Source organism: Brevundimonas goettingensis (assembly GCF_017487405.1).
GTDB classification, from domain to species: domain Bacteria; phylum Pseudomonadota; class Alphaproteobacteria; order Caulobacterales; family Caulobacteraceae; genus Brevundimonas; species Brevundimonas goettingensis.
The window spans coordinates 3,285,519-3,310,203 of sequence record NZ_CP062222.1 but is presented as its reverse complement, the minus strand read 5'-3'; the positions used below and the strand labels follow the sequence as shown (position 1 = coordinate 3,310,203).

Below are 24,685 nucleotides of genomic sequence, written 5' to 3'. Positions count from 1 at the left end.
GCGCCGTTCAAGGCCGCCACGGCGTCGCAGGCCGTATTCAACCCTGGGAGACGGAACCCTCGGCCGCCCGATGGTTGTGGGTCGCCGTGCCGTCCAGCACCTCCATCATGTAGTCGCCGTCGGGCTTGTCGGCGAACCAGTCGGCCGCCATGGCCCGGGCCCGGGCGAAGAAGGCCTCTCCCGCCTCGTCGAGCGGCCGGCCCCGGTTCTCGTCCGTTTCGCGCCCCGCCGTGTTGTCGAGCCCGGCCGCATAGTGGCGCACAGAGCCCCGTCCGAACTCCATCGTCCGGGCGCGGCCGCGTGCATTGGCGGTCCCATCGCCGCACAGGTCCAGATAGCGCTGGAACGGCCCGGCCAGAAAGGCGTCGGGGCTCATCCATCCACATTCGGCGGCGGCGCTCATCAACACCGTATAGTCGGCGATGGCCGACCAGTCGGGTTCGACCGGCGCCGGCTTCTGCGGCCAGAACCAGTATTTCAGCCAGCCGACGACACGCATTTTTTTCGCTAGTCCGGATCCTTGTCCCACACCTGCACCGTCTCGGGCAGGCCCACCCACGGATGGCGGCGGCTGTCGTAGACGCTGTCGGACGGCGGCGGGAAGGTCGGGTCGGCGAAGGATCCGACCGAGATGCTGACCGAGCGGTCCTCGAACCCCTCCTCCGTATGGAAGACGTTGGAGCCGCAGACGGGGCAGAACCGAAAGCGGAACTTCGCCCCCTGATCCCCGGTGCGCACATATTCGGTGGCTCGCCCGCTCATCGACCATGCGCCGCGAAAGCCAGCCAGGGTCGCGAAGATGCTGCCCGTCCGCCGCTGGCAGGACAGGCAGTGGCAGACCCCCACGCCGCGAGGCTCGCCCTCGACGGTGATGCTGAGCTGTCCGCAGTCGCAGGAGGCGGTTCGGTGGGTCATGTCGCCCATATAGGACGGCTTTGCCGAACCGCCTCCCCTTCAGGCGGGAATCAACGGTCGATCATCTTCTGCTGGGCCGGGGCGTAGCGGTCGCCGGTCACCTGCAGCGTCGCCGAGGCGGTGTTGAGCGCCTCTACATCGTCCGCCGTCAGCTCGACCGCGACGGCGCCGAGGTTCTCCTCGAGCCGGTGCAGCTTCGTCGTGCCGGGAATCGGAATGATCGACGGCGACCGGGCCAGCAGCCAGGCCAGGGCGATCTGGGCCGGGGTCGCGCCCTTCTGTCTGGCGAAGGCCTGGACGAGGTCGAGCAAGGCCTGGTTGGCGTCACGGTTCTCCGACTGGAACCGGGGCAGGGTGCTGCGGAAATCGCCCTTGTCGAAGGTCTCGTCGGCCTTGATCGCCCCGGTCAGGAAGCCCTTGCCCAGAGGGCTGAAGGGCACGAAGCCGATGCCCAGGTCTTCCAGCGTCGGCAGGATCTCCGCCTCCGGCTCGCGCCACCACAGGGAGTATTCGCTCTGCAGGGCCGCGACCGGCTGGACGGCGTGGGCGCGGCGGATGGTGCTGACGCCGGCCTCCGACAGGCCGAACGCCTTGACCTTGCCCTCGGCGATCAGGTCGCGGACCGTCCCCGCCACATCCTCGATCGGAACCTCGGGATCGACGCGGTGCTGGTACAGGAGGTCGATCGTCTCGACGCCCAGCCGCGACAGCGAACCCTCGACGGCCTTGCGGATATGGTCCGGACGGCTGTTCAACCCGCCGGTCGGGGCGCCGGGCTCAAGCGCGAAGCCGAACTTGGTGGCGATCACCACCTGATCGCGGAACGGGGCCAGGGCCTCGCCGACCACGCTCTCATTGACGAAGGGGCCATAGACCTCGGCCGTGTCGAAGAAGGTCACGCCGCGTTCGACCGCGGCGCGGATCAGGGCGACGGCCTCATTGTGCTCCGTCGCCGGACCGAGGCCGAAGCTCAGCCCCATACAGCCGAGGCCGAGGGCCGAGACTTCGAGATCGCCGAGTTTGCGTGTGGGGAGGGTGGTCATGGGGAAGCTCCGATCAACGGTTGGTCATGGCCAGGACAGCCTCGGGAAGGCGGGCCCCCTGGATATCAATTTTCGCGGCGGCGGCGGCGATGGCCGTCAGGTCGCCGGCGGTCAGTTCGACCTCGGCCGCGCCGAGGTTTTCCTTCAGGCGGTGCAATTTGGTGGTCCCCGGGATCGGGACGATCCACGGCTTCTTCGCCAGCAACCAGGCCAGGGCGATCTGGGCCGGTGTCGCGCCGTGGCTCTCCGCCGTCGCCTTCAGAAGCTCGACCATGGCCGTATTGGCCGCCCGCGCCTCGGCGGTGAAGCGCGGCGAGATCGAGCGGAAGTCGCCCGGGGCGAAGGCCGTCTCCGCATCGATCTTCCCGGTCAGGAAGCCGGCGCCGAGCGGACTGAACGGCACGAAGCCGATGCCGAGATCCTCGCACAGGTCGAGCACGCTGTTGGCCTCAACATCGCGCGTCCACAGGGAATATTCGTTCTGCAGCGCCGTCACCGGCTGCACCGCATGGGCGCGGCGGATGGAGTCCAGGCTGGCCTCCGACAGGCCGAAATGCAGCACCTTGCCTGCCTCGATCAGATCCTTCACGGCCCCGGCGACCTCCTCCATCGGCACGGCCGGATCGACGCGGTGCTGGTAGAGAAGGTCGATGTGGTCGGTCCTCAGCCGCTTCAGCATGCCCTCGACCACAGCCACGATATGCTCCGGCCGGCTGTTGACCCCGCCGTTGCGCGCGCCGGTCGCCTGATCGATGTCGAAGCCGAATTTGGTGGCGATCACGACCCTGTCGCGGATCGGCGCCAGCGCCTCGCCCACCACCGTCTCATTGACGAAGGGTCCATAGGCTTCGGCCGTATCGAACAGGGTCACGCCCAGGTCGAAGGCGTCGCGGATCAGCGCGACCGCCTGCGCCGTCTCCGTCGCCGGTCCATAGGCGGCGCTGAGACCCATACAGCCCAGGCCGAGGGCCGACACCTCAAGGCCGTTTCCGAGTGTGCGCGTCTTCATCGTCATTTCTCCGTGGTCTTCGCCGGCGCTTCCCGTCCGGAATGCACCAGAACGCTGTCGGGCAGACGCGCGCCAAGCACCGCGATCGCCGAGACTGCGGCGTTCAGTTCCGTCAGTTCGTCCGGCGAGAACCGCAGCGCGGCCGCCCCGACATTTTCCCGCATATGGGCCATCTGGGTCGTGCCCGGGATCGGGACGATCCACGGCTTCTTCGCCAGTAGCCAGGCCAGGGCGATCTGGCCGGGCGCCGCGTTCTTTCGATCGGCCCAAGCCTTCACCAGCGCCACAAGGGCGAGATTGTGCGCCAGATCCTCACCCGCGAACCGGGACTCGGCCTGGCGGATATCGCCCTGGGCGAACCGGGTGCCGGCATCGATTGCGCCGGTCAGGAAGCCGACGCCCAGCGGGCTCCACGGGACGAGGCCGATTCCCAACTCTTCGCAGGTCGGGATGACCCACTGCTCCGGCCCGCGCCACAGCATGGAATATTCGTTCTGGACCGCGCTGACCGGCTGGGTCGCATGAGCGCGGCGCAGGGTGCCCTGGCCCATCTCGCACAGGCCCCAGTGCAGAACCTTGCCTTCGCGCATCAGGTCGCCGATCACCCCGGCCACGTCCTCGATCGGCACGTCCGGATCGACCCGGTGCTGATACAACAGGTCGATGCGGTCGGTCCGCAGACGCCGCAGCATCCCCTCGACGACCTGCCTCACATGCTCCGGCCGGCTGTTCAGGCCGGGACGGCGGGCGCCGGTCTCCTGATCGATGTTCCAGCCGAATTTGGTGGCGACGACGACCTGATCGCGGAATGGCTGCACTCCCTCGCCCAGGATGCGCTCGACCTCGTGCGGGCCATAGGCCTCGGCTGAATCATAGAAGGTCACGCCCTGATCGAAGGCGGCGCGGATGATGTTCAGCATCTCGGGCCGCGAGGGGACGGTGGTCTGATAGGTGCGGCTCATATTCTGAACGCCGATCCCGACGCTCGAGACCTCCAGCTTTCCCAGCCGCCGCCGTCCGGGCCCAGGCGCCGCCGCCGGGCCTTGTTTTGAACTCGCGACCATCGCCGACGCCGGCAAGGCCGCGGCGGCCGACAGCGTCAAACCCATGCCGAACAGGGCACGGCGGCCGGTGTTCTCGACTTCCGTCTCTGGCTCGTCTTTCATCGAAAATCTCCGGGAGTGTGTGATTGAAAAAAGTCGACGTCCCCCCGGGTCTCAGTCGGTGGGCCTCAGTCCCTTGCCTCAGTCCCTGACCGGCGGCTGGTATTGCTCGTCCGTCACCGGCTCCATCCACTCCACGACCTTGCCGTCGAGGGCTTCCTGAACGGCCCAGTGGCTCATCCCGACCGTGGCGCTGGCGCCGTGCCAGTGGCGGTGGTTGGCGTTGCATTGAACCACATCGCCGGCGCGGATTTCCTCCACCGGCCCGCCTTCGCACTGATGCCAGCCCACGCCCGAGGCGACGATCAGGGTCTGACCCAGGGGATGGGTGTGCCAGTTGGAACGGGCGCCGGGTTCGAAGATGACCAGCGCGCCCTGAACATTGCCGGGCTCGGACGATTTGAACCCGTTCTCGATGCGGACGCGGCCGGTGAAATAGTCGGCCGGGCCGAAGGCAGCCGGGGTCGTTCCGTTGCGCTGAACGGTCATTGGTGGCTCCTGAATGAGGATGAGAAGGGCGGCGACGAACGCCGCCCCCATCACGCGGCCTCGGCGGCCGGGGCTTCCAGCGACGCCATGTCGATGACGAAGCGGTAGCGGACGTCGGACTTCTCCATCCGCTCGAAGGCGTGGTTGATCTCGTCCATGCGGATCATCTCGACGTCGGGCAGGATTCCCTTCTCGCCGCAGAAGTCGAGCATCTCCTGGGTCTCGCGGATGCCGCCGATGGGCGAACCCGAGACGCGGCGCCGCGCCATGAGCAGCGGCAGGGTCGACAGCTCTTCCATCGGGCCCAGTTGGCCGACGATGACCAGGGTGCCGTCGATGTCGAGCAGCGGCATATAGGGGTTGAGGTCATGCTTGACCGGCACGGTATCGATGATCAGGTCCAGGCTGTTGGCCGCCGCCTTCATCGCCGCCCGATCTGACGACACCAGCAGGGCGTGGGCGCCCAGCTCCTTGGCATCGGCTTCCTTGTCGGCGGTGCGGCTCAGCACCGTGACATGGGCGCCGAGGCCCGCGGCCAGCTTGACCGCCATATGGCCCAGACCGCCCAGACCGATGACGCCGACGCGGGTGCCTTCCTTGACGCCCCAGGTCTTGAGCGGCGACCAGGTGGTGATGCCGGCGCAGAGCAACGGCGCGGCCTTGGCGATATCAAGATTGTCGGGCAGCGACAGGACGAACTCCTCGCGCACCACCAGATCCTTGGAATAGCCGCCGTAGGTCGGGTCGCCGGTGATCCGGTCGCGGCCGTTATAGGTCTGGGTGTTGCCGTGGCGGCAGAGCTGCTCCTCGCCCTTGTCGCACTGGTCGCAATGCTGACAGCTGTCGACCATACAGCCGACGGCGACGCGGTCGCCTTCCTTGTATTTCTTCACCTCGGAGCCGACGGCGGTGACGACGCCGACGATCTCGTGACCCGGCACCACCGGATAGGACGACCAGCCCCAGTCGTTGCGCGCCTGGTGCAGGTCCGAGTGGCAGACGCCGCAGTAGAGGATCTGCATCTGCACGTCGTTGGCGCGCAACTCGCGCCGGTCGAAGGTCCAGGGCTCCAGCGGCGCGGTGGTCGAATGGGCGGCGTAACCGATGGTCTTCATGGGGTGGCTCCAGCAGGCGAAGAGGGCGCCGTCCGGACGGTCCCTCGGGTTTCGGTAGACGCAGTCTAGGACTGGTTCGGCCCGTCGATTAGGCGCAGATATCGGCATGCACCCATGTCGAGGATTCATCAATGAAGCGCGATGAGCTGGGCGACCTCTCCACCTTCATGGTCGTGGCGGAGGAACGCAGCTTCACCCGGGCGGCGGCCAAACTGGGCACCTCCCAGTCGGCGGTCAGCCATACGGTGCGGCGGCTGGAAACCCGTCTCGGCCTACGCCTTCTGGTCCGGACCACCCGCAACGTCGCCCCGACCGAGGCGGGCGAGCGATTGCTGGAGACCCTGCGCCCCGCCTTCGACGACATCGAGCAGCGGGTCGCGGCGCTCGGCGACCTGCGCGATCGTCCGGCCGGAACCATCCGCATCACCTGCGGCGAGCATGCGGCGCGCAGGGTCCTGTGGCCCGTGCTGGAACGCCTCCTGCCCGCCTATCCGGACATCAAGGTCGAGATCTCGGTCGACGACAGCCTCGCCGACCTCGTCGAGGGCCGGTTCGACGCCGGCGTCCGCCTGGGCGAGCGGCTCGGCAAGGACATGATCGCCGTCCCCATCGGCCCCGAGCTGCGCATGGTCGTCATCGCCTCGCCCGACTATCTGGCCCGGCGAGGGACGCCGCAGACGCCGCACGACCTCGCCGACCACGCCTGTATCAACTACCGCCTGCCGACCCTCGGCGGCCTCTATGCCTGGGAGTTCGAGAAGGACGGTCAGCCGACCAATGTGCGCGTCTCCGGCCAGCTGATCTTCAACAGCATGGCCTTGGTCCAGCGCGCGGCGCTGGCCGGCATGGGGCTGGCCGTCATGATGCACGACGAGGTCGCCCCCCTGATCGCCGAGGGCCGCCTGACCACGGTGCTGGACGACTGGACCCCGCCGTTTTCGGGGTACCACCTCTATTACCCCAGCCGCCGCCAGCCGACCCCCGCCTTCGCCCTCCTTGTCGACGCCCTGCGCTACCGCGGTCGGTAGAAACGCCCCGTCTGCGCGCCCATCTTATGTGAAAGAATGTGGCGGCGGAGGCGACGACCTCCAGCCGGACCGGTCGGGTACTCCTCGCGCGCGATGGCGGGCGTCACGAGCGCATATTGTTCGAACCAGACCAGTCGGGTGCAGCCATGCTCCTTGCTGAACCCATCGAACGTTCGGTGACGATGTTTCCAGACTCGCGCCGTCAGATTGGCGGTCATGCCGGTGTAGAGCGTCTCCGTTTCGCCCGCCGGCCATCATGTAGGTCGCGATGAAGGCGCCAAGGCTCGGCATGCGCACCGCCCGCAATCAAAAAGGGCGGGCCCATCGCTGGACCCGCCCTTCTGTTCGTTCAGTCCCGGCTCGAGGCCGGGATGACAACCGGACTTCCTAGAAGTCCATGCCGCCCATGCCGCCCATGCCGCCGCCCATGTCGGGGGCGCCGGCGCCGCCCTTCTTGGGAGCGTCAGCCACGGCGGCTTCGGTGGTGATCAGGATGCCGGCCACGGAGGCGGCGTCCTGCAGGGCGGTGCGGACCACCTTGGCGGGGTCGATGACGCCCATGGCGACCAGGTCGCCGTACTCTTCCGTCTGGGCGTTGAAGCCGAAGGTGGGGCTTTCGTTTTCCAGCACCTTGCCGACCACGATCGAGCCTTCGACACCGGCGTTTTCCGAGATCTGACGGATCGGAGCCTGCAGGGCGCGACGGATGATGGCGATGCCGGCCGTCTGGTCGGCGTTGTCGCCGGTGACGCCCGTCAGGATCTTCGAGGCCTTCAGCAGGGCGATGCCGCCGCCGGGAACGATGCCTTCGTCAGCCGCGGCGCGCGTGGCGTTGAGGGCGTCGTCGACGCGGTCCTTCTTTTCTTTCACCTCGACTTCGGTCGAACCGCCGACGCGGAGAACCGCGACGCCCCCGGCCAGCTTGGCCAGACGTTCCTGCAGCTTTTCCTTGTCGTAGTCCGAGGTCGTGGCTTCGATCTGGGCCTTGATCTGGGCGACGCGGGCTTCGATGTCGGCCTTTTCACCCACGCCTTCGACGACGGTGGTGTCGTCCTTGGTGATGGTGACCTTCTTGGCCTTGCCGAGCATGTCGAGGGTCACGTTCTCGAGCTTGATGCCCAGGTCTTCCGAGATGACCTGGCCGCCGGTCAGGACGGCGATGTCTTCCAGCATGGCCTTGCGGCGGTCGCCGAAGCCCGGAGCCTTGACGGCGGCGACGCGCAGGCCGCCGCGCAGCTTGTTGACCACCAGGGTGGCCAGGGCTTCGCCCTCGATGTCCTCGGCGATGATCAGCAGCGGGCGACCCGACTGGACCACGGCTTCCAGGATCGGGAGCATGGCCTGCAGCGACGACAGCTTCTTCTCGAACAGCAGGATGAGGGGCTCTTCGAGTTGAACCTCCATCTTGTCGGCGTTGGTGATGAAGTAGGGCGACAGGTAGCCGCGGTCGAACTGCATGCCCTCGACGATGTCGACGGTGGTTTCGGCGGTCTTGGCTTCCTCGACGGTGATGACGCCGTCGTTGCCGACCTTGGCCATGGCTTCGGCGATCAGGGTGCCGACTTCAACGTCGCCGTTGGCCGAGATGGTGCCGACCTGGGCGATTTCCGAGTTGTTGGAGACCGGCTTGGAGTTCGACTTGATCTCTTCGAGGACGGCGGTGACCGCCTTGTCGATACCGCGCTTCAGATCCATCGGGTTCATGCCGGCGGCGACGGCCTTGAGGCCTTCCTGCACGATGGCCTGGGCCAGGACGGTGGCGGTGGTGGTGCCGTCGCCCGCCTTGTCGTTCGTCTTCGAAGCGACTTCGCGGATCATCTGGGCGCCCATGTTCTCGAAGGCGTCTTCCAGCTCGATTTCCTTGGCGACCGAAACGCCGTCCTTGGTCGAGCGCGGGGCGCCGAAGGACTTCTGGATCACGACGTTGCGGCCCTTGGGACCCAGGGTCACCTTGACGGCGTTGGCGAGGACGTTGACGCCGCGCAGCATCTTGTCGCGGGCGTCGGTGTTGAACTGTACGATCTTGGCAGCCATTGAGGCAGCTCCTTATCTATTGTTTTCGAAGAAGAAGGTCGTCGACGCGGGTGCTTAGGACAGCACGCCCAGGACGTCGGATTCCTTCATGATGATCAGGTCTTCGCCTTCCAGCTTGACCTCGGTGCCCGACCACTTGCCGAACAGGATGCGGTCGCCGGCCTTCAGCTCGAGAGCGTTGACCTTGCCGGACTCGTCACGGACGCCCGGACCGACGGAGACGACTTCGCCTTCCTGCGGCTTTTCCTTGGCGGTGTCGGGAATGATGATCCCGCCCTTGGTCTTGGATTCTTCTTCCACGCGCTTGACCAGCACGCGATCGCCGAGAGGACGAAACGCCATCTGCATATTCTCCGGTGAGACTTCTATTGTTTCCTCGCAAGCGACCCCCGGACCGGCGTTTTGGCAGCCGGCGCCTGAGAGTGCTAACGCGCCGTGCAAGTAGGGGGGCTGGGGGGCAGGGTCAAGGCAAGGTTCGATGACGGGATCAGAGAATGAGCCCGAAAAGCTGCTTGACGTAATGTACTTTGTAAAATAAAGAACATTGCAGACGGCGATCGGCGCCGCCGACAATCGGAACGAACGACAATGAAAGCCTCCATGATCGCTATCGCCGCCCCCCTCCTGGCATGCGCGGCCCTCACCTTCTCCGCCGGCTGGGCCCTGGCCGGGGACGTCACCGTGACCCTGACCGGCGTGCAGGCGCGCGGTGGCGACCTGCTGGTCGGGCTGCAGACGCAGGCCCAATTCCTGAAACACGAAGGCGTCTACGGCGAGCGGATCGAGAACCCGACGGCGGGGACCCGGACCTTCACCCTGCATGATGTGGCGCCGGGCGACTATTCCATCACCGCCCTGCACGACGAGGACGGCAACAAGGACATGAAGCTGGTCAACGGCCGTCCCGCCGAGGGCTGGGGCATGCTGCACGGCGAGACCCTCCGCGCGATGCCGACCTTCGATCAGGTCAAGTTCACCGTGCCGGCCTCGGGCAATGTCGCCCTGACGGTGGCGATGGATTACCCGGCCAACTGAACAGGCTGAAGCCTGGGCCGGGCCCGGCGAGGCTGCGCCGGGCCCGGCAAGGCGCGGCGCAGTTGCCGAGACGAAGCTGAACTGAAAATGAACGTGGCGAACCCGGGTCGTTCAGAAGCGGGGCGTTAGAAGGAAATCATGACGTCGGCATCCGCCGGCCCGACCTTTTGCAAGGAGACGCATCATGATGAAGTTCAAGCTGGCCGCCGCCGCCGCGGCTCCCGTTCTCGCCCTGAGCCTGCTGGCCGGTTCGGCCGACGCGCAAAGCTACCGTGATCGCGATCACCGCGAGGACAACACCGCCAAGAACGCCCTGGTCGGCGCCGCCATCGGCGGCATCGCGGGCGCCATCCTGGGCAACGGCGACGGCCGTTATGTCGCCGGTGGCGCGCTCGCCGGGGCTGCCGTGGGCGCCGCGAGCTCGAACTCGCGCGACGACCGCAACTATCGGGGCGGCTACGGCTACCGCTACGACCAGGGTCCGGACTGCAACTATTTCCGCGACGGCCGCTGCTATCGCAACGAAGGCCATTGGGAGCGCGATCACGGCATCAACAGTCGCGACTACGACCGCGGTCGCTATGACCGGCGCGACTATCGCTACGACCGCCGCTGGTAGGTCGTAGCCGAGGGCGGGAAACGGGCGCTTCGGCGCCCGTTTCTGCGTCTGGAGCCCTAGCCCAGCAGACGGGTCAGCAGACCCGCCGTCGAGGGGTCGAGTTCGGCCGAGGGGCCGCCCGCCGCGACGTCCTTGAGGATGGCTTTCGCCAGCACCTTGCCGAGCTCCACGCCCCATTGGTCGAAGGAGTTGATGTCCCAGACCACGCCCTCGACGAAGGTCTTGTGCTCATAGAGGGCCAGGAGAGCGCCGAGGGTCTCGGGCGTCAGCCGCTCCATGACGATGGCCGTCGAGGGGCGGTTGCCGGGGAAGGTCTTGTGGGTGGCCAGACGGTCGGCCTCCGCCGCGTCGGCGCCCGAGGCCAGCAGCTCGGCGCGGGCCTGTTCGGTGGTCTTGCCCAGCATCAGGGCCTGGCCCTGGGCGAGGGCGTTGGACCAGAGGGGGCTTTCCGGCGCGTCTTCATGCGTCTTCGCCACGATGACGAACTCGGCGGGGACGACCTGCGGCCCCTGATGGATCTGCTGGAAGAAGGCGTGCTGGCCGTTGGTGCCGGGCTCGCCGAAGACGACGGGGCAGGTCTGGCGCGTCACGGCTGAGCCGTCGCGATGCACCCGCTTGCCGTTCGATTCCATCTCCAGCTGCTGCAGGAAGGCGGGCAGGCGGCGCAGGGCATGGGCATAGGGGGCGACGGTGCGGGCCGGACGGTTCAGCCCGTCGACGTTCCAGATCTGGGCGAGGGCCAGAAGGACGGGCGCGTTCTTTTCCAGCGGGGCCGAGACGAAATGGTCGTCCATGGCGGCGGCGCCGGCCAGCATCGCCTCGAAGACGTCGGGGCCGAGGGCGATGACGCAACTCAGGCTGACCGCCGACCACAGGGAATAGCGGCCGCCGACCCAGTCTCTGAACGCAAAGGTGCGGGCGCATCCAAACGCGACAGCCTTGTCCGGCGCGGCGGTGACCCCGATGAAATGCTTGTCGCGACCGGCTTCAGGCAGGCCGGCGGCCAGCCAGGCCTTGGCGGCCTCGGCATTGGCCAGGGTTTCCTGGGTGGTGAAGGTCTTGGAGACGACGACGACGAGGGTGGTTTCGGGATCGAGCCCGGTCAGGGCCTCGGCCATGTCGCGCGGGTCGATATTGGCAACGAAGCGCAGGTCGATCGACGGTTCGAGCGGGCGAAGCGCGTCCCAGACCACGCGGGGACCGAGGTCAGAGCCGCCGATGCCGATGTGGACGATGGCCTTGAACGGCTTGCCGGTCGCGCCGGTCTCAGAGCCGGAACGGACGGCGGTCGCATAGGCGGCCATGTCGGCGCGGACGGCGTCGACCTCGGCCGAGACCGGCTCGCCGAGTGCGATGTAGTTCGAGCCCTTCGTGGCGCGCAGGGCGGGATGCAGGACAGCGCGGCCCTCGGTGGCGTTGATGGCCTCGCCGCCGAACAGGCGGGTGCGGGCCGCCTCGACCCCGGCGGAGCGGGCCAGATCCAGACAGGTCTCGAAGCCCTCGCGGGTCCAGGCCTGTTTCGACAGGTCGAGATACAGACCGGCGGTCTCGACCCCCATGCGGGCGACCCGGTCGGGGTCGGCGGCGAACTGGTCGACGATGCGGGCGTCGGCGTCGCGGGCGGCGGCGGCCTCAAACGCGGTCCAGTCGGTCATGGTAAACGTTTCCTGTCGATCTCAAGGTGTCGTTTACGGGTGGGGCGTATGCCGGTTCAACGGTTATTCCGGCCCTGATTCCTGAATTGATCCGGCGGAGAAGTTTCGATGTCCTGCGGTCTTGCCCTGAGCCTCGCCCTGATGATGAGCGACCCCAATGTCGCGGTCGCCGCGGCCCAGCCGCATGCGGTGGCCGGAGCGCCAGTGTCGGTCGCCGGCGAGCCCCTGTTTCTCGACATTGTCAGCCAGTCGACCTCGCTGAAGGCCGTGGTGGACGCCTGGGCCGCCGACAAGGCCGCCGACGCCGCGGGCTTCCTGACCGGCGCCGACTTCACCGGCTTCAAGACCCGCGCCGAACACCTGTCGCAGACCGACATGCAGGGCCATCTGATCCTCAAGGAGCGGGGCACGGACGGCGATCTGAAATGCATCCTGCGCGGCATCTCGGAAGACATTCCCAAGAAGATCGCCGCCGTCGAGGCCGCGACCACGCCGGAGGCCCGGGCCGTGGCCCTGTCGGAGCTGTCCTATCTGCTCAACGACAATGTCGAGGTGATCACCTCGCCGCCCCAACCTGAAGTGTGATGGCTGAAGTCTAAACCACCCGGTCAAACGACCCGATTGGCGCGGAAGGCAAAACGCGCTTGAGTGGAGCAGGCCGCGTCGAGAGCGGTCGCGGCCGAAGCGAGCCCCCATGCCCAGGAAGTTTCTGGTCGTCGTCGACGACAGTCCCGAGTTCGACGCCGCCCTGCGCTACGCCTCGCGCCGGGCCCGCTCGACCGGCGGCCGGGTCGCGCTTCTGGCCGTCATCCCCGACAGTTCGGACGAGCACTGGGCCGGGGTGCGCGAGGAGATACAACGCCAGCAGAGGGCCGAGGCCGAGGCCCTGCTGACCCGTCTGGGCGCCGAGGCCGCCGAACGCTCGGGCGCCCAGCCCATCTTCATCATCGAGGCCGGCGACGCCCAGGCGGCGATCCGCAAGACGGTCGGCGACGACCCCGAGATCAAGATCCTGGTCCTGGCCTCGGCCGGCGGCGGCAAGTCGGCGGGGCCTCTGGTCTCGGCGGTGCTCAAACACGGCGCGGCCTTCACGGGGCGCAAACTGCCCGTGACCATCGTGCCGGGCGAACTGACCGACGCCGAAATCGAGGATCTGGCATGACCGCCGTGACCGATCCGGTGATCGAAACCGCACGGCTGATCCTGCGCCCGACGGCGATGAGCGATTTCGAGCGCTGGTGCGACTTCCAGTCCGATCCGGAGACGACGCGGTTCATCGGCGGGCCGAAGACGCCGGCTGAGGTCTGGCGCATCCTGATGACCTGCGCCGGGGCCTGGAGCCTGACCGGGGTCTGCTTCTTCTCGATCATCGAGAAGGAGACGGGTCAGTGGATCGGCCGGATCGGGCCGTGGTTTCCGCATCAGTGGCCGGGCAAGGAGGTGGGCTGGAGCCTGCACCGCGACGCCATGGGCAAGGGTTATGCGCTGGAGGCCTCGGTTGCCTCGATGGACTACGCCGTCGATGTGCTGGGTTGGGACGACATCGTCCATACGATTGATCCGGCGAACGCAGCGTCGGCGAAGCTGGCGGAGCGGCTGGGGTCGGTGAACCGGGGACCGGGGCGGCTGCCGTCGCCGTTCGAGGCGGCGCGGGTCGATATCTGGGGCCAGACGGCGGCGGCGTGGCGCGAGAACCGCAAGCGGTTCGTCTGAAGCCCGCCGGTTGAAACCGGAACGGAGCCGGAACATAATGGCGGAATGTCCGCCGCCTTCGATCTCGAACTCGTCTTCAGCCGTCCCGAAACCACGCTTTCGGTGACGCGCGGAGCCGCAAGGCTGCTGATCGACATGGGCTATGCGCCGCTGCTGGAGGTCTGTCTGCCGAACGGGCGGCGCGCCGACGTCATGGCCATCGGCCGAAAGGGCGACATCGTCATCTGCGAGGTGAAGTCCGGCATCGAGGACTATCGCGTCGACCGCAAATGGCCGGAATACGCCCCCTTCTGCGACGCCTTCTTCTTCGCCGTGGCGCCGGAGTTTCCGGAGGGCGTCCTGCCGGAGGAGCCCGGCCTGATCGTCGCCGACGCCTTCGGAGGGGCGGTGGTTCGGGACGCGCCGGTGCTGGCGCTCGCCCCCGCGCGCAGGAAGGCGCTTACCCTCGCGTTCGCGCGGTTGGGGGCGATGCGGACTTTGAGGGATTAGGGCGTGGGGTGTGGGGTGTGGGGTGCGACCTCTTACGCCCTACCCCCCAATCCCCCACACCCCATCAGCGCGGCGCGCGCTTCGCCAGGATGCGCTGCAGGGTGCGGCGGTGCATGCCGAGACGGCGCGCGGTCTCCGAGACATTGTGATCGCAGAGCTCATAGACGCGCTGGATGTGCTCCCAGCGCACCCGGTCGGCGCTCATCGGGTTTTCGGGCGGTTCGGGCGAGGCGTCGCCGATGGCGAGCAGAGCCTTGACCACGTCATCGGCGTCGGCGGGCTTGGACAGATAGTCGACCGCCCCGGCCTTGACCGCCGCGACCGCCGTGGCGATGGCGCCGTAGCCGGTCAGCATGACGATGCGGGCGTCCTCGCGGCGCTCGCGGATCGCCTCGACGATCTTCAGGCCGTTGCCGTCCTCCAGCCGCATGTCGAGCACGGCATAGGCGGGCAGGGCCGTCTTCAGGGCGTCGGTCGCCTCGGCGAGGGATCCGGCGGTGGTCACTTCGAAGCCGCGCGATTCCAGGGCGCGTCCCATCCGGGTGCGCAGGGCCTGATCGTCGTCGAGCAGAAGCAGGGTTTTATCGTGAAGCGCGGCGACGCGGTCCTCGATGACTGACATTTCTAGAGTCTCCATGGGCCTCAAGTCGCGGTCCGGACCGCCGGGGTCAAGACATGCGCGGCGTTTGGTCGCTGGTCAGGAAGCGCCTGAAATCAGGTGATTTCAAGCGGCGGCTGTCTCGAGTGAGGCGCGGGGCCAGCGCACGGTCACCCGGGCGCCGCGATGGCCGATCGGGCCGTCGCCGGCCCCGACCGAGACCCGGCCGCCGGTGCGCTCCAGCAGGGTGCGGGCGATGAAGAAGCCCAGACCCATACCGCCCTGGCTGGGGATCACCGCCTCGGTCGAGGGCAGGGGCGGGAAGGGCGGAGGCGACGGGGCCGTGTCCTTGCGGCGGCCCCTTCCCAAGGCAAAGGGCGCGGCTCCGAGACCCACGCGAGCGGGCCGGGCGGCGGCGCGGAGCTGGGCGGCCAGGGCCCGGCGCGCCTTGCCGTGGGGGCGGCTGGTCACATAGGGCTCGCCCAGGCGCGGCAGGATGTCCGGGGCGAAGCCGGGGCCGTCGTCCAGCACCTCGACGACGATCCAGTCCTCATCGACGGTGGCTCCGACCCGCACTGAAGAGGCGGCGAAATCGGCGGCGTTCTCGACGAGGGCGGACAGGCCGTGGACTACCTCGGGCAGGCGTTTCACCTGCGGGACCGGCCGGCCGTCGGCGGTGGTGGTCTCGACGGCGATGTCGAGGTCGAAGCCCAGATGGGGATCGACGACCTCGGCCAGAAGGGCTTTCAGGCCGACCTCGGCATAGAGGGCGTCGCCGTCCTCGGGGCGTTGCGACAGCCGGGTCAGAATCTCGCGGCAGCGATCGGCCTGTTGCAGCAGCAGGGCCGCGTCCTCGGCCTCGGGGCTGTCGGCGGGAGCGCCGCGCAGCATCTCCTTGGCCACAACCTGGATGGTGGCGAGCGGCGTGCCCAGCTCGTGCGCGGCGGCGGCGGCCAGACCGCCGAGCGCGGCCAGCCGCTGCTCCCTCTGCAGCACGTCCTGGGTGGTGGCCAGCGCCAGCTCCAGCTTCTCCGCATCGGCGGCGACCCGCCAGGCGTAGGCGGAGGTGAAGACCACCCCGGTGGTCAGGGCCATGGCCAGACCGATCCGGTAGAGCAGCGGCAGGATCAGCTCGGTCCCCGACTGCCAGGGCAGGGGCAGGGACCATTTGAACAGGACCCCCGTCGCGATGAGGACGAGGAAGCCGAGGCCGATGGCCTGACGCCCCGGCAGGGACGCCGCCGCCACCGTCACCGGGGCGACCAGCAGCAGGCAGAAGGGGTTCTCCAGCCCGCCGGTCAGGCCCAGAAGGGTCGAGAGCTGGAGGATGTCAAAGCCGAGGTGCAGGGCCGTCTGGCGGCCGTCGGGCAGGCGGTTGTCGGTGCGCCGCAGATGCAGCAGGGCCGCGAGATTGACCGCCGCCCCCGCCGCGATGGTCGCCACGCAGGGCCAGACCGCCAAGGGGAAATGCAGCAACTCATGCGCCACCCAGATGGTCGCCGCCTGACCCATCAGGGCCAGCCAGCGCAGGATGATCAGGGTGCGCAGGGTCAGGCCGCGCCCGCGCCGGGGCAGGTCGCGCCAGTGGTCGGCGGGGCCCTCGCCGCCGATGAAAGGCGGCTGCCCGGGTGACTGCGACGTCATAACGGAGGAAGAGGCGGTTTCACGGATGTCCACGACCGTTCTATAGACCGGTCGCCGCCGTCTGTCGGCAGCGCCGGGAAAGACCAAATGCCACGCCGTTCCATCCTGCTGTTCGCGGCCGCCTGTTTCATCATCGCCGCCTCCCTGGCCATCGTCACCGTGGTGGTGGTCACCGGACGCGAGCACGGGGTCACCGAGGCCTCCAGTGCGACCGGCCAGCCGACCGTCGGCGGGCCGTTCCAGCTGGTCAATCAGGACGGCCAGACGGTCGACCAGACGATGCTGAACGGCAAATGGACCCTGGTCTTCTTCGGCTTCACCTACTGCCCCGACTATTGCCCCACGACCCTGACCGGGCTGGCGGCGACCAAGAAGCAGATGGGCGACAAGGCGAAGGACCTGCAGATCGCCTTCGTCAGCGTCGATCCCGCGCGCGACACGCCGAAAGCCCTCAAGGACTATCTGGAATCCGACGGCTTCCCCGAGGGCGTCGTCGGCCTGACCGGCTCGCCGGAGCAGATCGCGGCCGTCGCCAAGGCCTACCGCGCCTATTATCAAAAGGTCGGCGAGGGCGAGACCTATACGATGAACCACACCCTGACCGTCTATCTGATGGGACCCGACGGCAAGTTCCGCGCGCCCCTGGCCTATGACCTTGGGCCGCAGAAGTCGGCCCAGCTGATCGAGCGGGTGATGGCGCGGGGCTGATCCGAGGGGCGCCGGCTCGCCAAAAGTGATAATCCTTTTGCAGTGCACAATGATTTATGGTGCCTTGCGCCGCAGTCGGCGGGGGCCGGTATTGGAGTCTCATGCTCTACGCACTTCACGAACTGGCGTATCAGTCGGCGCAGCCTTTCCGTTTCGGGGCGCAGTTCGCCCGGAAATTCTGGACCTCGCCCTTCAATCCGGCGTCGGACACGGCCATCGGCCGCACCGCCTATGCCTCGGCCGAGCTGTTCGAGAGCGTCACCCGCCGCTACGGCAAGCCCGACTGGGGGCTTGAGGTCGTCACCATCGACGGCAAGCCGGTGCGCACTGTCGAACAGGTGGTCTGGGAAAGCCCCTGGGTGAAGATGGTGCGGTTCGCCCGCAACGTCGGCGACCTGAAGCGCGCCAAGAAGCCCGTGGCGGCGCCCAGCGTCCTGATCGTCGCCCCCTTGTCGGGCCACTATGCGACCCTGTTGCGCGGCACGGTCGAGACCTTCCTGCAGGACCACGACGTCTATGTCTCGGACTGGACCAATGCGCGGCAGGTGCCGATGCTGGAGGGCCGGTTCGACTTCCACGACTATATGGACCACGTCCGGTCGATGCTGGCCCAGATCGGCCCGCGCGCCCACGTCGTCGCCGTCTGCCAGCCCGGACCGCCGGTCCTGGCCATGGCCGCGGTGATGGCCGAGGAGAACGATCCCAACCGGCCGGCCTCCATGACCTTCATGGGCTCGCCCATCGACGCCCGCCTGTCGCCGACGGTGACCAATGTGCTGGCGGAAGAAAAGCCGTTCACCTGGTTCCAGTCGAACATGATCCACACCGTGCCCTGGCCCTATCCGGGGTTTGGCCGGCGGGTCTATCCGGGCTTCGTCCAGCTCTATAGCTTCATGTCGATGAACGAGGAGCGCCACACCGACGCCCACTGGACCTATTTCAAGGATCTGGTGAAGGGCGACGGCGACGGGGTCGAGAAGCACGAACAGTTCTACGACGAGTATCTGTCGGTGCTGGACCTGTCGGAGGAGTTCTATCTCCAGACCATCGACATCGTCTTCCAGGACTACACCCTGGCCAAGGGCGAGCTGGTTCACGACGGCCGTCCAGTGGATCTGTCGAAGATCATGGACATCGGCCTGATGACGGTCGAGGGCGAGAACGACGACATTTCCGGCGTCGGCCAGACCCAGGCCGCCCATATTCTGTGCCCCAATGTTCCCGTCGAGCGCCGGGTGCTCTATGTCCAGCCGGATGTGGGCCACTACGGCGTCTTCAACGGCCGGCGGTTCCGCGAGGAAATCTATCCGCGCACCCGGGACTTCATCGCGACCAATGAAAAGCTCTGCGCCGTACCGGACCGGTCAGCGACTGCCGCTTGAGGCCCCCAATGGGGCCGGTGAAACGATCCAGCTGCGCCTGTCGGTGAACCCGAGGGCGCGGCGGATCTCGATCCGTATCGACGCGCGGGCGGGCGAGGCGGTGGCCATCGCGCCCAGTGAACGCCGCCTGTCCGAGGCCGTGGCCTTCGCCCGGTCCAAGGCCGGCTGGATCGCCGAACGGCTGGAGGCGCGGGTCGAGGGCCAGCCGCTGGAGCCCGGCCAGATCATCCTGCTGCATGGGCTCGAGACCCGGCTGGAAGCGACCGGGACCAATGGGGCGGCGCGGCTGACGGCCGACGGCGTCGGGCCGGTGATCCGCTCGGGCGGCGAGGGCGAGGCCTTCGCGCGCCGGGTCGAGAACCTGCTCAAGCGCGAGGCGCGGACCCAACTGGTGGCCCGCACCGAGGTCCATCTGAAGGCGCTGGGCCAGAGGCCGGTCAAGGTGTCGGTCGTCGACACCCGCTCGCGCTGGGGCTCCTGCAGCCCGCACAACCGCTCTATCCGCTATTCCTGGCGCATGGTTATGGCCCCGCCCGCGGTGCTCGACTATCTGGCGGCGCACGAGGTGGCTCATCTGGTCCATGCCGACCATTCGCCGGCCTATTGGTCGGTGGTGCATGGGCTGGTTGGGGATCATCGCCCGTTCCGCGCCTGGCTGAAGGCCAACGGACAGGCCCTGCACGCCGTGGGTCGCTAGGTCAGCGCAGCAGGCCCGCCAGAGGCATCGACAGGACCAGCAGGGTCGCCAGGCTGTAGACGGCGAAGGCGTTCAGGGTCTGACGGCGGCCTCGGGCCGAGATCGGGTCGCGTGGGCGATACCAGCGCTGCGCCCAGAGCAGATAGGCCGCCTGGGCGCCCCAGCAGGCCAGGAAGACCAGAACGGCCCAGGGCTGCAGCATCATCAGCGCCGCGCCCGAGGCCAGCACCAGCACCGATCCCATGGCCAACATGACGTCGGCCGCGCGTTCGGTGATGGACGAGGGCGGAGAAGAGGGCAGGACGGCGGCGATCATCCGCTCCAACCGCCAATTGATCAGGACCTGCCGCAGGGCGAGGACGCCTGCGAGCACATAGAAGACACCCATCCCCCGAACGGCCCACTCCATGACGGGAGGGTGGCCTATTGTTTCGTATAGGTAAACCTACGGATTCTGACAGGGGTTGTGCGGAAATCTGTCAGGCCTGGCGCAGACGAAAAAGCGCGCGACCGCCGAAGCCGCCGCGCGCTCTCATCTCTTTCTTTGAGACGTCCTAGAGGTCCAGCAGCGAGCGCTGCGGGTCTTCCAGGTGTTCCTTGACGCGGACCAGGAAGGTCACGGCTTCCTTGCCGTCGACGATGCGGTGGTCGTAGCTGAGGGCCAGGTACATCATCGGGCGGATCTTGACCTCGCCGTTGATGGCCATCGGACGCTGCACGATGTTGTGCATGCCCAGGATGCCCGACTGCGGCGCGTTCAGGATCGGCGTCGACATCAGCGAACCGTAGGTGCCGCCGTTGGTGATGGTGAAGGTGCCGCCCTGGAGCTGGTCCATGGTCAGGCCGCCGTCGCGGGCCGCCTTGCCGAGGTCGGCGATGCCCTTCTCGATGCCGGCCAGCGACAGCATGTCGGCGTCGCGCAGAACCGGAACCACCAGACCCTTGTCGGTGCCGACGGCGACGCCGATGTCATAGTGGTTCTTGTAGATGATGTCGGTGCCGTCGATCTCGGCGTTGACGGCCGGGATTTCCTTCAGGGCGTTGATCACCGCCTTGGTGAAGAAACTCATGAAGCCCAGCTTGACGCCGTGGCGCTTCTCGAAGGCGTCCTTGTACTGGGCGCGCAGGGCCATGACCTGGGTCATGTCCACCTCGTTGAAGGTGGTCAGCTGGGCGGCGGTGTTCTGGGATTCCTTCAGGCGGCGCGCGATGGTCTGGCGCAGGCGGGTCATCTTGACCCGTTCCTCGCGCGGCTGGTCGGCGCGCGGGGCGGCCGGGGCAGCGGCGGCGACCGGGGCCGGGGCGGCCTTCGGAGCGGCGGCGGCGCCAACAGCGGCGAGCGCGTCGCCCTTGGTGATGTTGCCCTTGGGCCCGGTCGGGCTGATCGAACCGGCGTCGAGGTTGTTCTCGGTGACCACGCGCTGGACCGACGGCGACAGCTGTGCCGAGCCGGTGTTGGCCGAGGCGGCAGCGGCAGGCGCAGCAGCCGGAGCCGCAGCAGCCGGGGCGGCGGCCGCGCCGGCGCCGGCGGCGATGGAGCCGATGGTCTGGCCGGGGGTGACGGTCGCGCCTTCGTCGGCGGAGATGGTCAGGACGCCGTCGGCCGGGGCCGCGACCTCGACCGCGACCTTGTCGGTCTCGATCTCGACCAGCAGCTCATCCTTCTTCACGGCCTCGCCGTTCTTCTTCAGCCACTTGCCCATCGTGCCTTCGGCGACGCTCTCGCCCATGGTCGGGACCGGGATGGCGACCGTGGCGCTACCGGCGGCCGGGGCCGAAGCCGAAGCGGGAGCAGCGGCCGGAGCGGCGGCGACGGGAGCCTCAGCGGCCTTTTCAGCCTTTGGAGCGGGCTTGGCCGCGGCCGGGGCGGCCGAAGCGCCTTCGGTGACGACGCCCAAGACGGCGCCCGGAACGACGGTGTCGCCCTCGCCGGCCTTGATGTCCGACAGGACGCCGTCAGCCGGGGCCACGACTTCCAGCGAGACCTTGTCCGTTTCCAGCTCGACCAGGACCTCGTCCTTCTTCACCGCGTCACCGACCTTCCTGGTCCATTTTGCGATGCTGGCTTCCGAGACGGATTCACCAAGGGTCGGGGTCAGGATGTCGGCCATGTCGGGTCCAGGCTTTCGTATTTTCAGGCGTCGGGCGGTTGTAGGTCAGTCTTGTGTCAGGCGAACGAACACAGGTCTAGGCGGAGATCAGGCGAAGGCTTCGTCCGTGAAGGTCTGCAGTTCCTTCAGGTGGCGGCTCATAAGGCCCGCGGCGGTCGAGGCCGAGGCCGGGCGGCCGACGTAGCGGGCGCGCTTCGACTTCACGTTCAGCTTCTCGAGCGTCAGTTCGATCCACGGATCCACGAAGGTCCAGCCGCCCATGTTCTTCGGCTCTTCCTGGCACCAGACCAGTTCGGCGTTCGGGAAGCGGGCCAGTTCGGTCATCATCGACTTCATCGGCCAGGGATAGAACTGCTCCAGACGCAGCAGATAGACGTCATCGACGCCCTTCTTCTCGCGCGCGTCGAGCAGGTCGTAATAGACCTTGCCCGAGCAGACCACGACGCGACGGATGTCCTTGTCGGCCTTGATCTTGATGCCGGAGACTTCGGGACGGGTCTGGGCGTCGTCGTGCAGCACACGGTGGAAGGACGAACCCTCCGCCATATCGGCGATGGTCGAGACCGCCTTCTTGTGACGCAGCAGCGACTTGGGCGTCATGATGATCAGCGGCTTGCGGAACGGCCGCTGCATCTGTCGACGCAGGATGTGGAAGTAGTTGGCCGGGGTCGTGCAGTTGGCGACCTGGATATTGTCCTCGGCGCAGGCCTGCAGGAAGCGTTCGAGGCGGGCCGAGGAGTGTTCCGGACCCTGACCCTCATAGCCGTGCGGCAGCAGCATGGTCAGGCCGCTCATGCGCAGCCACTTGCGTTCGCCGGAGGTGATGAACTGGTCGATGACCACCTGGGCGCCGTTCACGAAGTCGCCGAACTGGCCTTCCCACATGACCATGGTGTTCGGGTCGGCGAGCGAATAGCCGTATTCGAAGCCGAGCACGGCCTCTTCCGACAGGGCCGAGTCGATGACCTCGAAATTGGCCTGGCCTTCGCGCAGGTTGTTGAGCGGGATGTACCGCTCTTCCGTGGTCTGGTCGATGATGCCCGAGTGACGCTGGGAGAAGGTGCCGCGCACCGAATCCTGGCCCGACAGGCGGACCGGGAAGCCCTCGTCCAGCAGGCCGGCGAAGGCCAGGCTCTCGGCGGTGGCCCAGTCGATGGTGCCGGCGGTCAGGCTCTCGCGACGCGCCTCGATGACGCGCTTGAGCGTCTTGTGCATGTCGATCTGGTTGGGGATGGTCGTCAGGCGATGGCCGTAGTCCATCAGCTTCTCGGCCGGGATGCCGGTCTTGCCGCGACGCTCGTCGTCCTCGGCCAGGCCCACGCCCTTCCACTGACCGTCCAGCCAGTCGGCCTTGTCGGCCTTGAAGGTCTTGCCGGCCTCGAACTGTTCGTCCAGCCAGGCTTCCTGTTTGGCGACCAGGGCGTCGACCTCGGCCTCGGTCAGGACGCCTTCGCCGACCAGACGGGCGGCGTAGATCTCGCGCGTCGACTTCAGGGCGCGGATCTTCGAATACATCAGCGGCTGGGTGAAGGTCGGATCGTCGCCTTCGTTGTGACCGAAGCGGCGGTAGCAGAACATGTCCACCACCACGTCCTTGTGGAATTTCTGGCGGAATTCGGTGGCCACCTTGGCGGCGAAGACGACCGCTTCCGGATCGTCGCCGTTCACGTGGAAGATCGGCGCCTGGACCATCAGGGCGACGTCCGAGCAGTAGGGCGTCGAGCGCGAGTTGCGCGGCGAGGTGGTGAAGCCGATCTGGTTGTTGATGACGAAATGCATCGTCCCGCCGGTGCGGTAGCCCTTCAGACCCATCAGGGCGAAGCATTCGGCGACCACGCCCTGACCCGCGAAGGCGGCGTCGCCGTGGATCAGCAGGGGCATGACCTTGGAGCGGTCCAGCGCCCACTTGTTCTCGGGCACGCCGACATTGGCCTCACGGATGTCGAAGGCCTGTTTGGCGCGCGCCTTGCCCAGGACGACCGGGTTGACGATCTCGAGGTGCGAGGGGTTGGCGGTCAGCGACAGGTGGACGGTCTTGCCGTCGAACTCGCGGTCCGACGAGGCGCCCATGTGGTATTTGACGTCGCCCGAACCCTCGATGTCCGAAGGTACGGCCGAGCCGCCCTGGAACTCGTGGAAGATGACCTTGTGGGGCTTGCCCATGACGGTCGCGAGGGTGTTCAGGCGGCCGCGGTGGGCCATGCCGATGACGATCTCGTCGATGCCCAGGGCGCCGCCGCGCTTGATCATCTGCTCCAGCGCCGGGACCATGGCCTCGCCGCCATCCAGGCCGAACCGCTTGGTGCCCGGGAAGCGCTTGTGGGAGAAGCGTTCGAAGCCCTCCGCCTCGATCAGCTTGTTCAGGATGGCCAGCTTGCCTTCCCTGGTGAAGCCGTTCTTCTCGAAGGCGTCGGCGCCCTCGAAGCGCTGCTGCAGCCACGCCTTCTCTTCAGGCTCGGCGATATGCATGTACTGGATGCCGATATGGCCGCAGTAGGTGCGCTCCAGGATCGCCATAAGCTCGTTCACGGTCGCGTACTGCAGCCCCAGGACGCCGTCGAGGAAGATCGGGCGGTCCAGGTCGGCGGCGGTGAAGCCGTGGAAGGCGGGGGTCAGCTCGGGATTGTCGATCGGCTGTTCGATGCCGAGCGGGTCGAGCTTGGCGTGCAGGTGACCGCGCACCCGGTAGGTGCGGATCAGCATCAGGGCGCGAATGGAATCGTGGGCGGCGGCGCGGACCTCGTCGGCGGTCGCGCCGGCGACGGCCGCAGCGGCGGCGGCAGGCGCGGGCTTGGCGGCGCCGGCCTTCTTCGGATCAACCTTGGGGGCGGGCCACTGGCCGTCGAAGACGCCGGTCTCCTCGGTGGGCTCCAGGATCGCGCCGCGGCCCCAGCCGCCGGCCGCGCCCGAGGCCTTGACCACTGCGGCCGAGTCCTTGAGCTGGTCGAAGAAGCTGCGCCACTCGGCCGAGACGGAGGACGGGTCGGTCGCCCATTTCTCGTGGAGGTCCTCGATGAAGGCGGCATTCGCGCCATAGAGGAAGCTGGTCTCGGCAAAGACCTGGTTCAGCCGACCGGCATCGTCCGCCATTTTCTCACGTCGTCCTTCTGGGGCCCCACGGTCACAACCGCGTGAGGCCGGCGCGGTTCATATAGGCGCTGTTTCCTTATGGGTCATGACCGAAGAGGGGCGAAACGATAAGAAATTGGTTCGGAGCGTAACAAAAACGCCCCCGGCC

Annotated in this window: 26 protein-coding genes; 10 read left to right on the top strand and 16 right to left on the bottom strand. The window is 67.5% G+C overall.

Annotated elements, in window-relative coordinates:
* Positions 1-37 precede the first annotated feature (37 nt).
* The 7 genes from IFJ75_RS16265 to IFJ75_RS16235 all read right to left on the bottom strand — a co-directional run bounded on the left by IFJ75_RS16265 (position 38) and on the right by IFJ75_RS16235 (position 5,734).
* Entirely contained in the window at positions 38-499 is a 462-nt protein-coding gene (locus IFJ75_RS16265) for a hypothetical protein (RefSeq protein ID WP_207869443.1), read from the bottom strand.
* An 8-nt stretch (positions 500-507) separates the two neighbouring features.
* Positions 508-915: a GFA family protein gene (locus IFJ75_RS16260; RefSeq protein ID WP_207869441.1), complete on the bottom strand. Its 408-nt coding sequence runs from the start codon at positions 913-915 to the stop codon at positions 508-510.
* Between the two features lie 50 nt (positions 916-965).
* Positions 966-1,958 carry an aldo/keto reductase gene (locus IFJ75_RS16255; protein ID WP_207869439.1) on the bottom strand — a complete coding sequence of 331 codons (993 nt, stop codon included), beginning with the start codon at positions 1,956-1,958 and terminating at the stop codon, positions 966-968.
* A 13-nt stretch (positions 1,959-1,971) separates the two neighbouring features.
* Positions 1,972-2,967 (bottom strand): aldo/keto reductase, encoded by a 996-nt coding sequence (locus IFJ75_RS16250; RefSeq protein ID WP_207869437.1) that lies wholly within the window; start codon positions 2,965-2,967, stop codon positions 1,972-1,974.
* A 2-nt stretch (positions 2,968-2,969) separates the two neighbouring features.
* Positions 2,970-4,133 carry an aldo/keto reductase gene (locus IFJ75_RS16245; protein ID WP_225896867.1) on the bottom strand — a complete coding sequence of 388 codons (1,164 nt, stop codon included), beginning with the start codon at positions 4,131-4,133 and terminating at the stop codon, positions 2,970-2,972.
* A 78-nt stretch (positions 4,134-4,211) separates the two neighbouring features.
* The gene (locus IFJ75_RS16240; protein ID WP_207869435.1) at positions 4,212-4,619 is read right to left on the bottom strand and encodes a (R)-mandelonitrile lyase; all 408 of its coding nucleotides are present in this window, start codon (positions 4,617-4,619) and stop codon (positions 4,212-4,214) included.
* Between the two features lie 50 nt (positions 4,620-4,669).
* Positions 4,670-5,734 carry an NAD(P)-dependent alcohol dehydrogenase gene (locus tag IFJ75_RS16235; RefSeq protein ID WP_207869433.1) on the bottom strand — a complete coding sequence of 355 codons (1,065 nt, stop codon included), beginning with the start codon at positions 5,732-5,734 and terminating at the stop codon, positions 4,670-4,672.
* A gap of 131 nt (positions 5,735-5,865) precedes the next feature.
* On the opposite strand from IFJ75_RS16235, the gene IFJ75_RS16230 reads away from it, so the two are divergent.
* Positions 5,866-6,762, top strand: a complete 897-nt coding sequence (locus IFJ75_RS16230) for a LysR family transcriptional regulator (RefSeq protein ID WP_207869432.1) — start codon at positions 5,866-5,868, stop codon at positions 6,760-6,762.
* On the opposite strand, the gene IFJ75_RS16225 is transcribed toward IFJ75_RS16230, so the two are convergent.
* From IFJ75_RS16225 to groES, 3 genes are all read right to left on the bottom strand, one after another.
* Entirely contained in the window at positions 6,747-6,980 is a 234-nt protein-coding gene (locus IFJ75_RS16225; RefSeq protein ID WP_207869430.1) for a GIY-YIG nuclease family protein, read from the bottom strand. The genes IFJ75_RS16230 and IFJ75_RS16225 overlap by 16 nt on opposite strands.
* A 169-nt stretch (positions 6,981-7,149) precedes the next feature.
* Positions 7,150-8,796, bottom strand: coding sequence for a chaperonin GroEL (gene groL / locus IFJ75_RS16220; protein ID WP_207869428.1), 1,647 nt, complete (start codon positions 8,794-8,796; stop codon positions 7,150-7,152).
* Between the two features lie 54 nt (positions 8,797-8,850).
* Positions 8,851-9,138, bottom strand: coding sequence for a co-chaperone GroES (gene groES, locus IFJ75_RS16215; RefSeq protein ID WP_207869426.1), 288 nt, complete (start codon positions 9,136-9,138; stop codon positions 8,851-8,853).
* Between the two features lie 258 nt (positions 9,139-9,396).
* Between groES and IFJ75_RS16210 the strand changes: the two genes are divergently transcribed.
* Together IFJ75_RS16210 and IFJ75_RS16205 are read left to right on the top strand one after the other, a co-directional pair.
* A complete protein-coding gene (locus IFJ75_RS16210) occupies positions 9,397-9,831 on the top strand; it encodes a DUF2141 domain-containing protein (protein WP_207869425.1) in 435 nt (144 codons plus the stop codon).
* Between the two features lie 184 nt (positions 9,832-10,015).
* The gene (locus tag IFJ75_RS16205) at positions 10,016-10,450 is read left to right on the top strand and encodes a hypothetical protein (RefSeq protein WP_207869423.1); all 435 of its coding nucleotides are present in this window, start codon (positions 10,016-10,018) and stop codon (positions 10,448-10,450) included.
* 56 nt (positions 10,451-10,506) lie between these two features.
* On the opposite strand, the gene pgi is transcribed toward IFJ75_RS16205, so the two are convergent.
* Positions 10,507-12,105: a glucose-6-phosphate isomerase gene (gene pgi, locus IFJ75_RS16200; RefSeq protein ID WP_207869422.1), complete on the bottom strand. Its 1,599-nt coding sequence runs from the start codon at positions 12,103-12,105 to the stop codon at positions 10,507-10,509.
* Between the two features lie 108 nt (positions 12,106-12,213).
* On the opposite strand from pgi, the gene IFJ75_RS16195 reads away from it, so the two are divergent.
* The 4 genes from IFJ75_RS16195 to mmcB all read left to right on the top strand — a co-directional run bounded on the left by IFJ75_RS16195 (position 12,214) and on the right by mmcB (position 14,307).
* Complete coding sequence (locus tag IFJ75_RS16195) at positions 12,214-12,690, top strand: hypothetical protein (protein ID WP_207869420.1); 477 nt, start codon at positions 12,214-12,216, stop codon at positions 12,688-12,690.
* A gap of 109 nt (positions 12,691-12,799) precedes the next feature.
* Entirely contained in the window at positions 12,800-13,267 is a 468-nt protein-coding gene (locus IFJ75_RS16190) for a universal stress protein (protein WP_207869418.1), read from the top strand.
* A complete protein-coding gene (locus tag IFJ75_RS16185) occupies positions 13,264-13,818 on the top strand; it encodes a GNAT family N-acetyltransferase (protein WP_207869416.1) in 555 nt (184 codons plus the stop codon). Before IFJ75_RS16190 ends, IFJ75_RS16185 begins: the two co-directional genes overlap by 4 nt.
* Before the next feature lie 45 nt (positions 13,819-13,863).
* Positions 13,864-14,307 carry an MmcB family DNA repair protein gene (gene mmcB, locus IFJ75_RS16180; protein ID WP_207869415.1) on the top strand — a complete coding sequence of 148 codons (444 nt, stop codon included), beginning with the start codon at positions 13,864-13,866 and terminating at the stop codon, positions 14,305-14,307.
* 64 nt (positions 14,308-14,371) lie between these two features.
* Here mmcB and IFJ75_RS16175 read toward each other — a convergent pair whose 3' ends face one another.
* Entirely contained in the window at positions 14,372-14,929 is a 558-nt protein-coding gene (locus tag IFJ75_RS16175) for an ActR/PrrA/RegA family redox response regulator transcription factor (protein WP_207869413.1), read from the bottom strand.
* A gap of 102 nt (positions 14,930-15,031) precedes the next feature.
* Entirely contained in the window at positions 15,032-16,549 is a 1,518-nt protein-coding gene (locus IFJ75_RS16170; RefSeq protein ID WP_207869411.1) for an ActS/PrrB/RegB family redox-sensitive histidine kinase, read from the bottom strand.
* A gap of 87 nt (positions 16,550-16,636) precedes the next feature.
* On the opposite strand from IFJ75_RS16170, the gene IFJ75_RS16165 reads away from it, so the two are divergent.
* The 3 genes from IFJ75_RS16165 to IFJ75_RS16155 all read left to right on the top strand — a co-directional run bounded on the left by IFJ75_RS16165 (position 16,637) and on the right by IFJ75_RS16155 (position 19,336).
* Entirely contained in the window at positions 16,637-17,257 is a 621-nt protein-coding gene (locus IFJ75_RS16165) for an SCO family protein (protein ID WP_207869409.1), read from the top strand.
* 101 nt (positions 17,258-17,358) lie between these two features.
* Positions 17,359-18,639, top strand: a complete 1,281-nt coding sequence (locus tag IFJ75_RS16160) for a polyhydroxyalkanoate depolymerase (RefSeq protein WP_207869407.1) — start codon at positions 17,359-17,361, stop codon at positions 18,637-18,639.
* Positions 18,593-19,336, top strand: a complete 744-nt coding sequence (locus tag IFJ75_RS16155; RefSeq protein WP_207869405.1) for a M48 family metallopeptidase — start codon at positions 18,593-18,595, stop codon at positions 19,334-19,336. The genes IFJ75_RS16160 and IFJ75_RS16155 overlap by 47 nt, the downstream gene beginning before the upstream one ends.
* A gap of 1 nt (position 19,337) precedes the next feature.
* Here the strand turns inward: IFJ75_RS16155 and IFJ75_RS16150 are convergent, their stop codons facing one another.
* From IFJ75_RS16150 to IFJ75_RS16140, 3 genes are all read right to left on the bottom strand, one after another.
* Positions 19,338-19,724: a hypothetical protein gene (locus tag IFJ75_RS16150; protein ID WP_207869403.1), complete on the bottom strand. Its 387-nt coding sequence runs from the start codon at positions 19,722-19,724 to the stop codon at positions 19,338-19,340.
* Positions 19,725-19,890: 166 nt separating this feature from the next.
* Positions 19,891-21,447, bottom strand: a complete 1,557-nt coding sequence (gene odhB / locus IFJ75_RS16145) for a 2-oxoglutarate dehydrogenase complex dihydrolipoyllysine-residue succinyltransferase (protein WP_207869401.1) — start codon at positions 21,445-21,447, stop codon at positions 19,891-19,893.
* A gap of 87 nt (positions 21,448-21,534) precedes the next feature.
* Positions 21,535-24,537: a 2-oxoglutarate dehydrogenase E1 component gene (locus tag IFJ75_RS16140; RefSeq protein ID WP_207869399.1), complete on the bottom strand. Its 3,003-nt coding sequence runs from the start codon at positions 24,535-24,537 to the stop codon at positions 21,535-21,537.
* Positions 24,538-24,685: the final 148 nt, after the last annotated feature.

Coding starts and splice junctions, on each gene's coding strand:
- IFJ75_RS16265 (WP_207869443.1), bottom strand. CDS start 499: ATGCGTGTCGTCGGCTGGCTGAAATACTGGTTCTGGCCGCAGAAGCCG.
- IFJ75_RS16260 (WP_207869441.1), bottom strand. CDS start 915: ATGACCCACCGAACCGCCTCCTGCGACTGCGGACAGCTCAGCATCACC.
- IFJ75_RS16255 (WP_207869439.1), bottom strand. CDS start 1,958: ATGACCACCCTCCCCACACGCAAACTCGGCGATCTCGAAGTCTCGGCC.
- IFJ75_RS16250 (WP_207869437.1), bottom strand. CDS start 2,967: ATGAAGACGCGCACACTCGGAAACGGCCTTGAGGTGTCGGCCCTCGGC.
- IFJ75_RS16245 (WP_225896867.1), bottom strand. CDS start 4,133: ATGAAAGACGAGCCAGAGACGGAAGTCGAGAACACCGGCCGCCGTGCC.
- IFJ75_RS16240 (WP_207869435.1), bottom strand. CDS start 4,619: ATGACCGTTCAGCGCAACGGAACGACCCCGGCTGCCTTCGGCCCGGCC.
- IFJ75_RS16235 (WP_207869433.1), bottom strand. CDS start 5,734: ATGAAGACCATCGGTTACGCCGCCCATTCGACCACCGCGCCGCTGGAG.
- IFJ75_RS16230 (WP_207869432.1), top strand. CDS start 5,866: ATGAAGCGCGATGAGCTGGGCGACCTCTCCACCTTCATGGTCGTGGCG.
- IFJ75_RS16225 (WP_207869430.1), bottom strand. CDS start 6,980: ATGACCGCCAATCTGACGGCGCGAGTCTGGAAACATCGTCACCGAACG.
- groL (WP_207869428.1), bottom strand. CDS start 8,796: ATGGCTGCCAAGATCGTACAGTTCAACACCGACGCCCGCGACAAGATG.
- groES (WP_207869426.1), bottom strand. CDS start 9,138: ATGGCGTTTCGTCCTCTCGGCGATCGCGTGCTGGTCAAGCGCGTGGAA.
- IFJ75_RS16210 (WP_207869425.1), top strand. CDS start 9,397: ATGATCGCTATCGCCGCCCCCCTCCTGGCATGCGCGGCCCTCACCTTC.
- IFJ75_RS16205 (WP_207869423.1), top strand. CDS start 10,016: ATGATGAAGTTCAAGCTGGCCGCCGCCGCCGCGGCTCCCGTTCTCGCC.
- pgi (WP_207869422.1), bottom strand. CDS start 12,105: ATGACCGACTGGACCGCGTTTGAGGCCGCCGCCGCCCGCGACGCCGAC.
- IFJ75_RS16195 (WP_207869420.1), top strand. CDS start 12,214: ATGTCCTGCGGTCTTGCCCTGAGCCTCGCCCTGATGATGAGCGACCCC.
- IFJ75_RS16190 (WP_207869418.1), top strand. CDS start 12,800: ATGCCCAGGAAGTTTCTGGTCGTCGTCGACGACAGTCCCGAGTTCGAC.
- IFJ75_RS16185 (WP_207869416.1), top strand. CDS start 13,264: ATGACCGCCGTGACCGATCCGGTGATCGAAACCGCACGGCTGATCCTG.
- mmcB (WP_207869415.1), top strand. CDS start 13,864: ATGTCCGCCGCCTTCGATCTCGAACTCGTCTTCAGCCGTCCCGAAACC.
- IFJ75_RS16175 (WP_207869413.1), bottom strand. CDS start 14,929: ATGTCAGTCATCGAGGACCGCGTCGCCGCGCTTCACGATAAAACCCTG.
- IFJ75_RS16170 (WP_207869411.1), bottom strand. CDS start 16,549: ATGACGTCGCAGTCACCCGGGCAGCCGCCTTTCATCGGCGGCGAGGGC.
- IFJ75_RS16165 (WP_207869409.1), top strand. CDS start 16,637: ATGCCACGCCGTTCCATCCTGCTGTTCGCGGCCGCCTGTTTCATCATC.
- IFJ75_RS16160 (WP_207869407.1), top strand. CDS start 17,359: ATGCTCTACGCACTTCACGAACTGGCGTATCAGTCGGCGCAGCCTTTC.
- IFJ75_RS16155 (WP_207869405.1), top strand. CDS start 18,593: ATGAAAAGCTCTGCGCCGTACCGGACCGGTCAGCGACTGCCGCTTGAG.
- IFJ75_RS16150 (WP_207869403.1), bottom strand. CDS start 19,724: ATGGGTGTCTTCTATGTGCTCGCAGGCGTCCTCGCCCTGCGGCAGGTC.
- odhB (WP_207869401.1), bottom strand. CDS start 21,447: ATGGCCGACATCCTGACCCCGACCCTTGGTGAATCCGTCTCGGAAGCC.
- IFJ75_RS16140 (WP_207869399.1), bottom strand. CDS start 24,537: ATGGCGGACGATGCCGGTCGGCTGAACCAGGTCTTTGCCGAGACCAGC.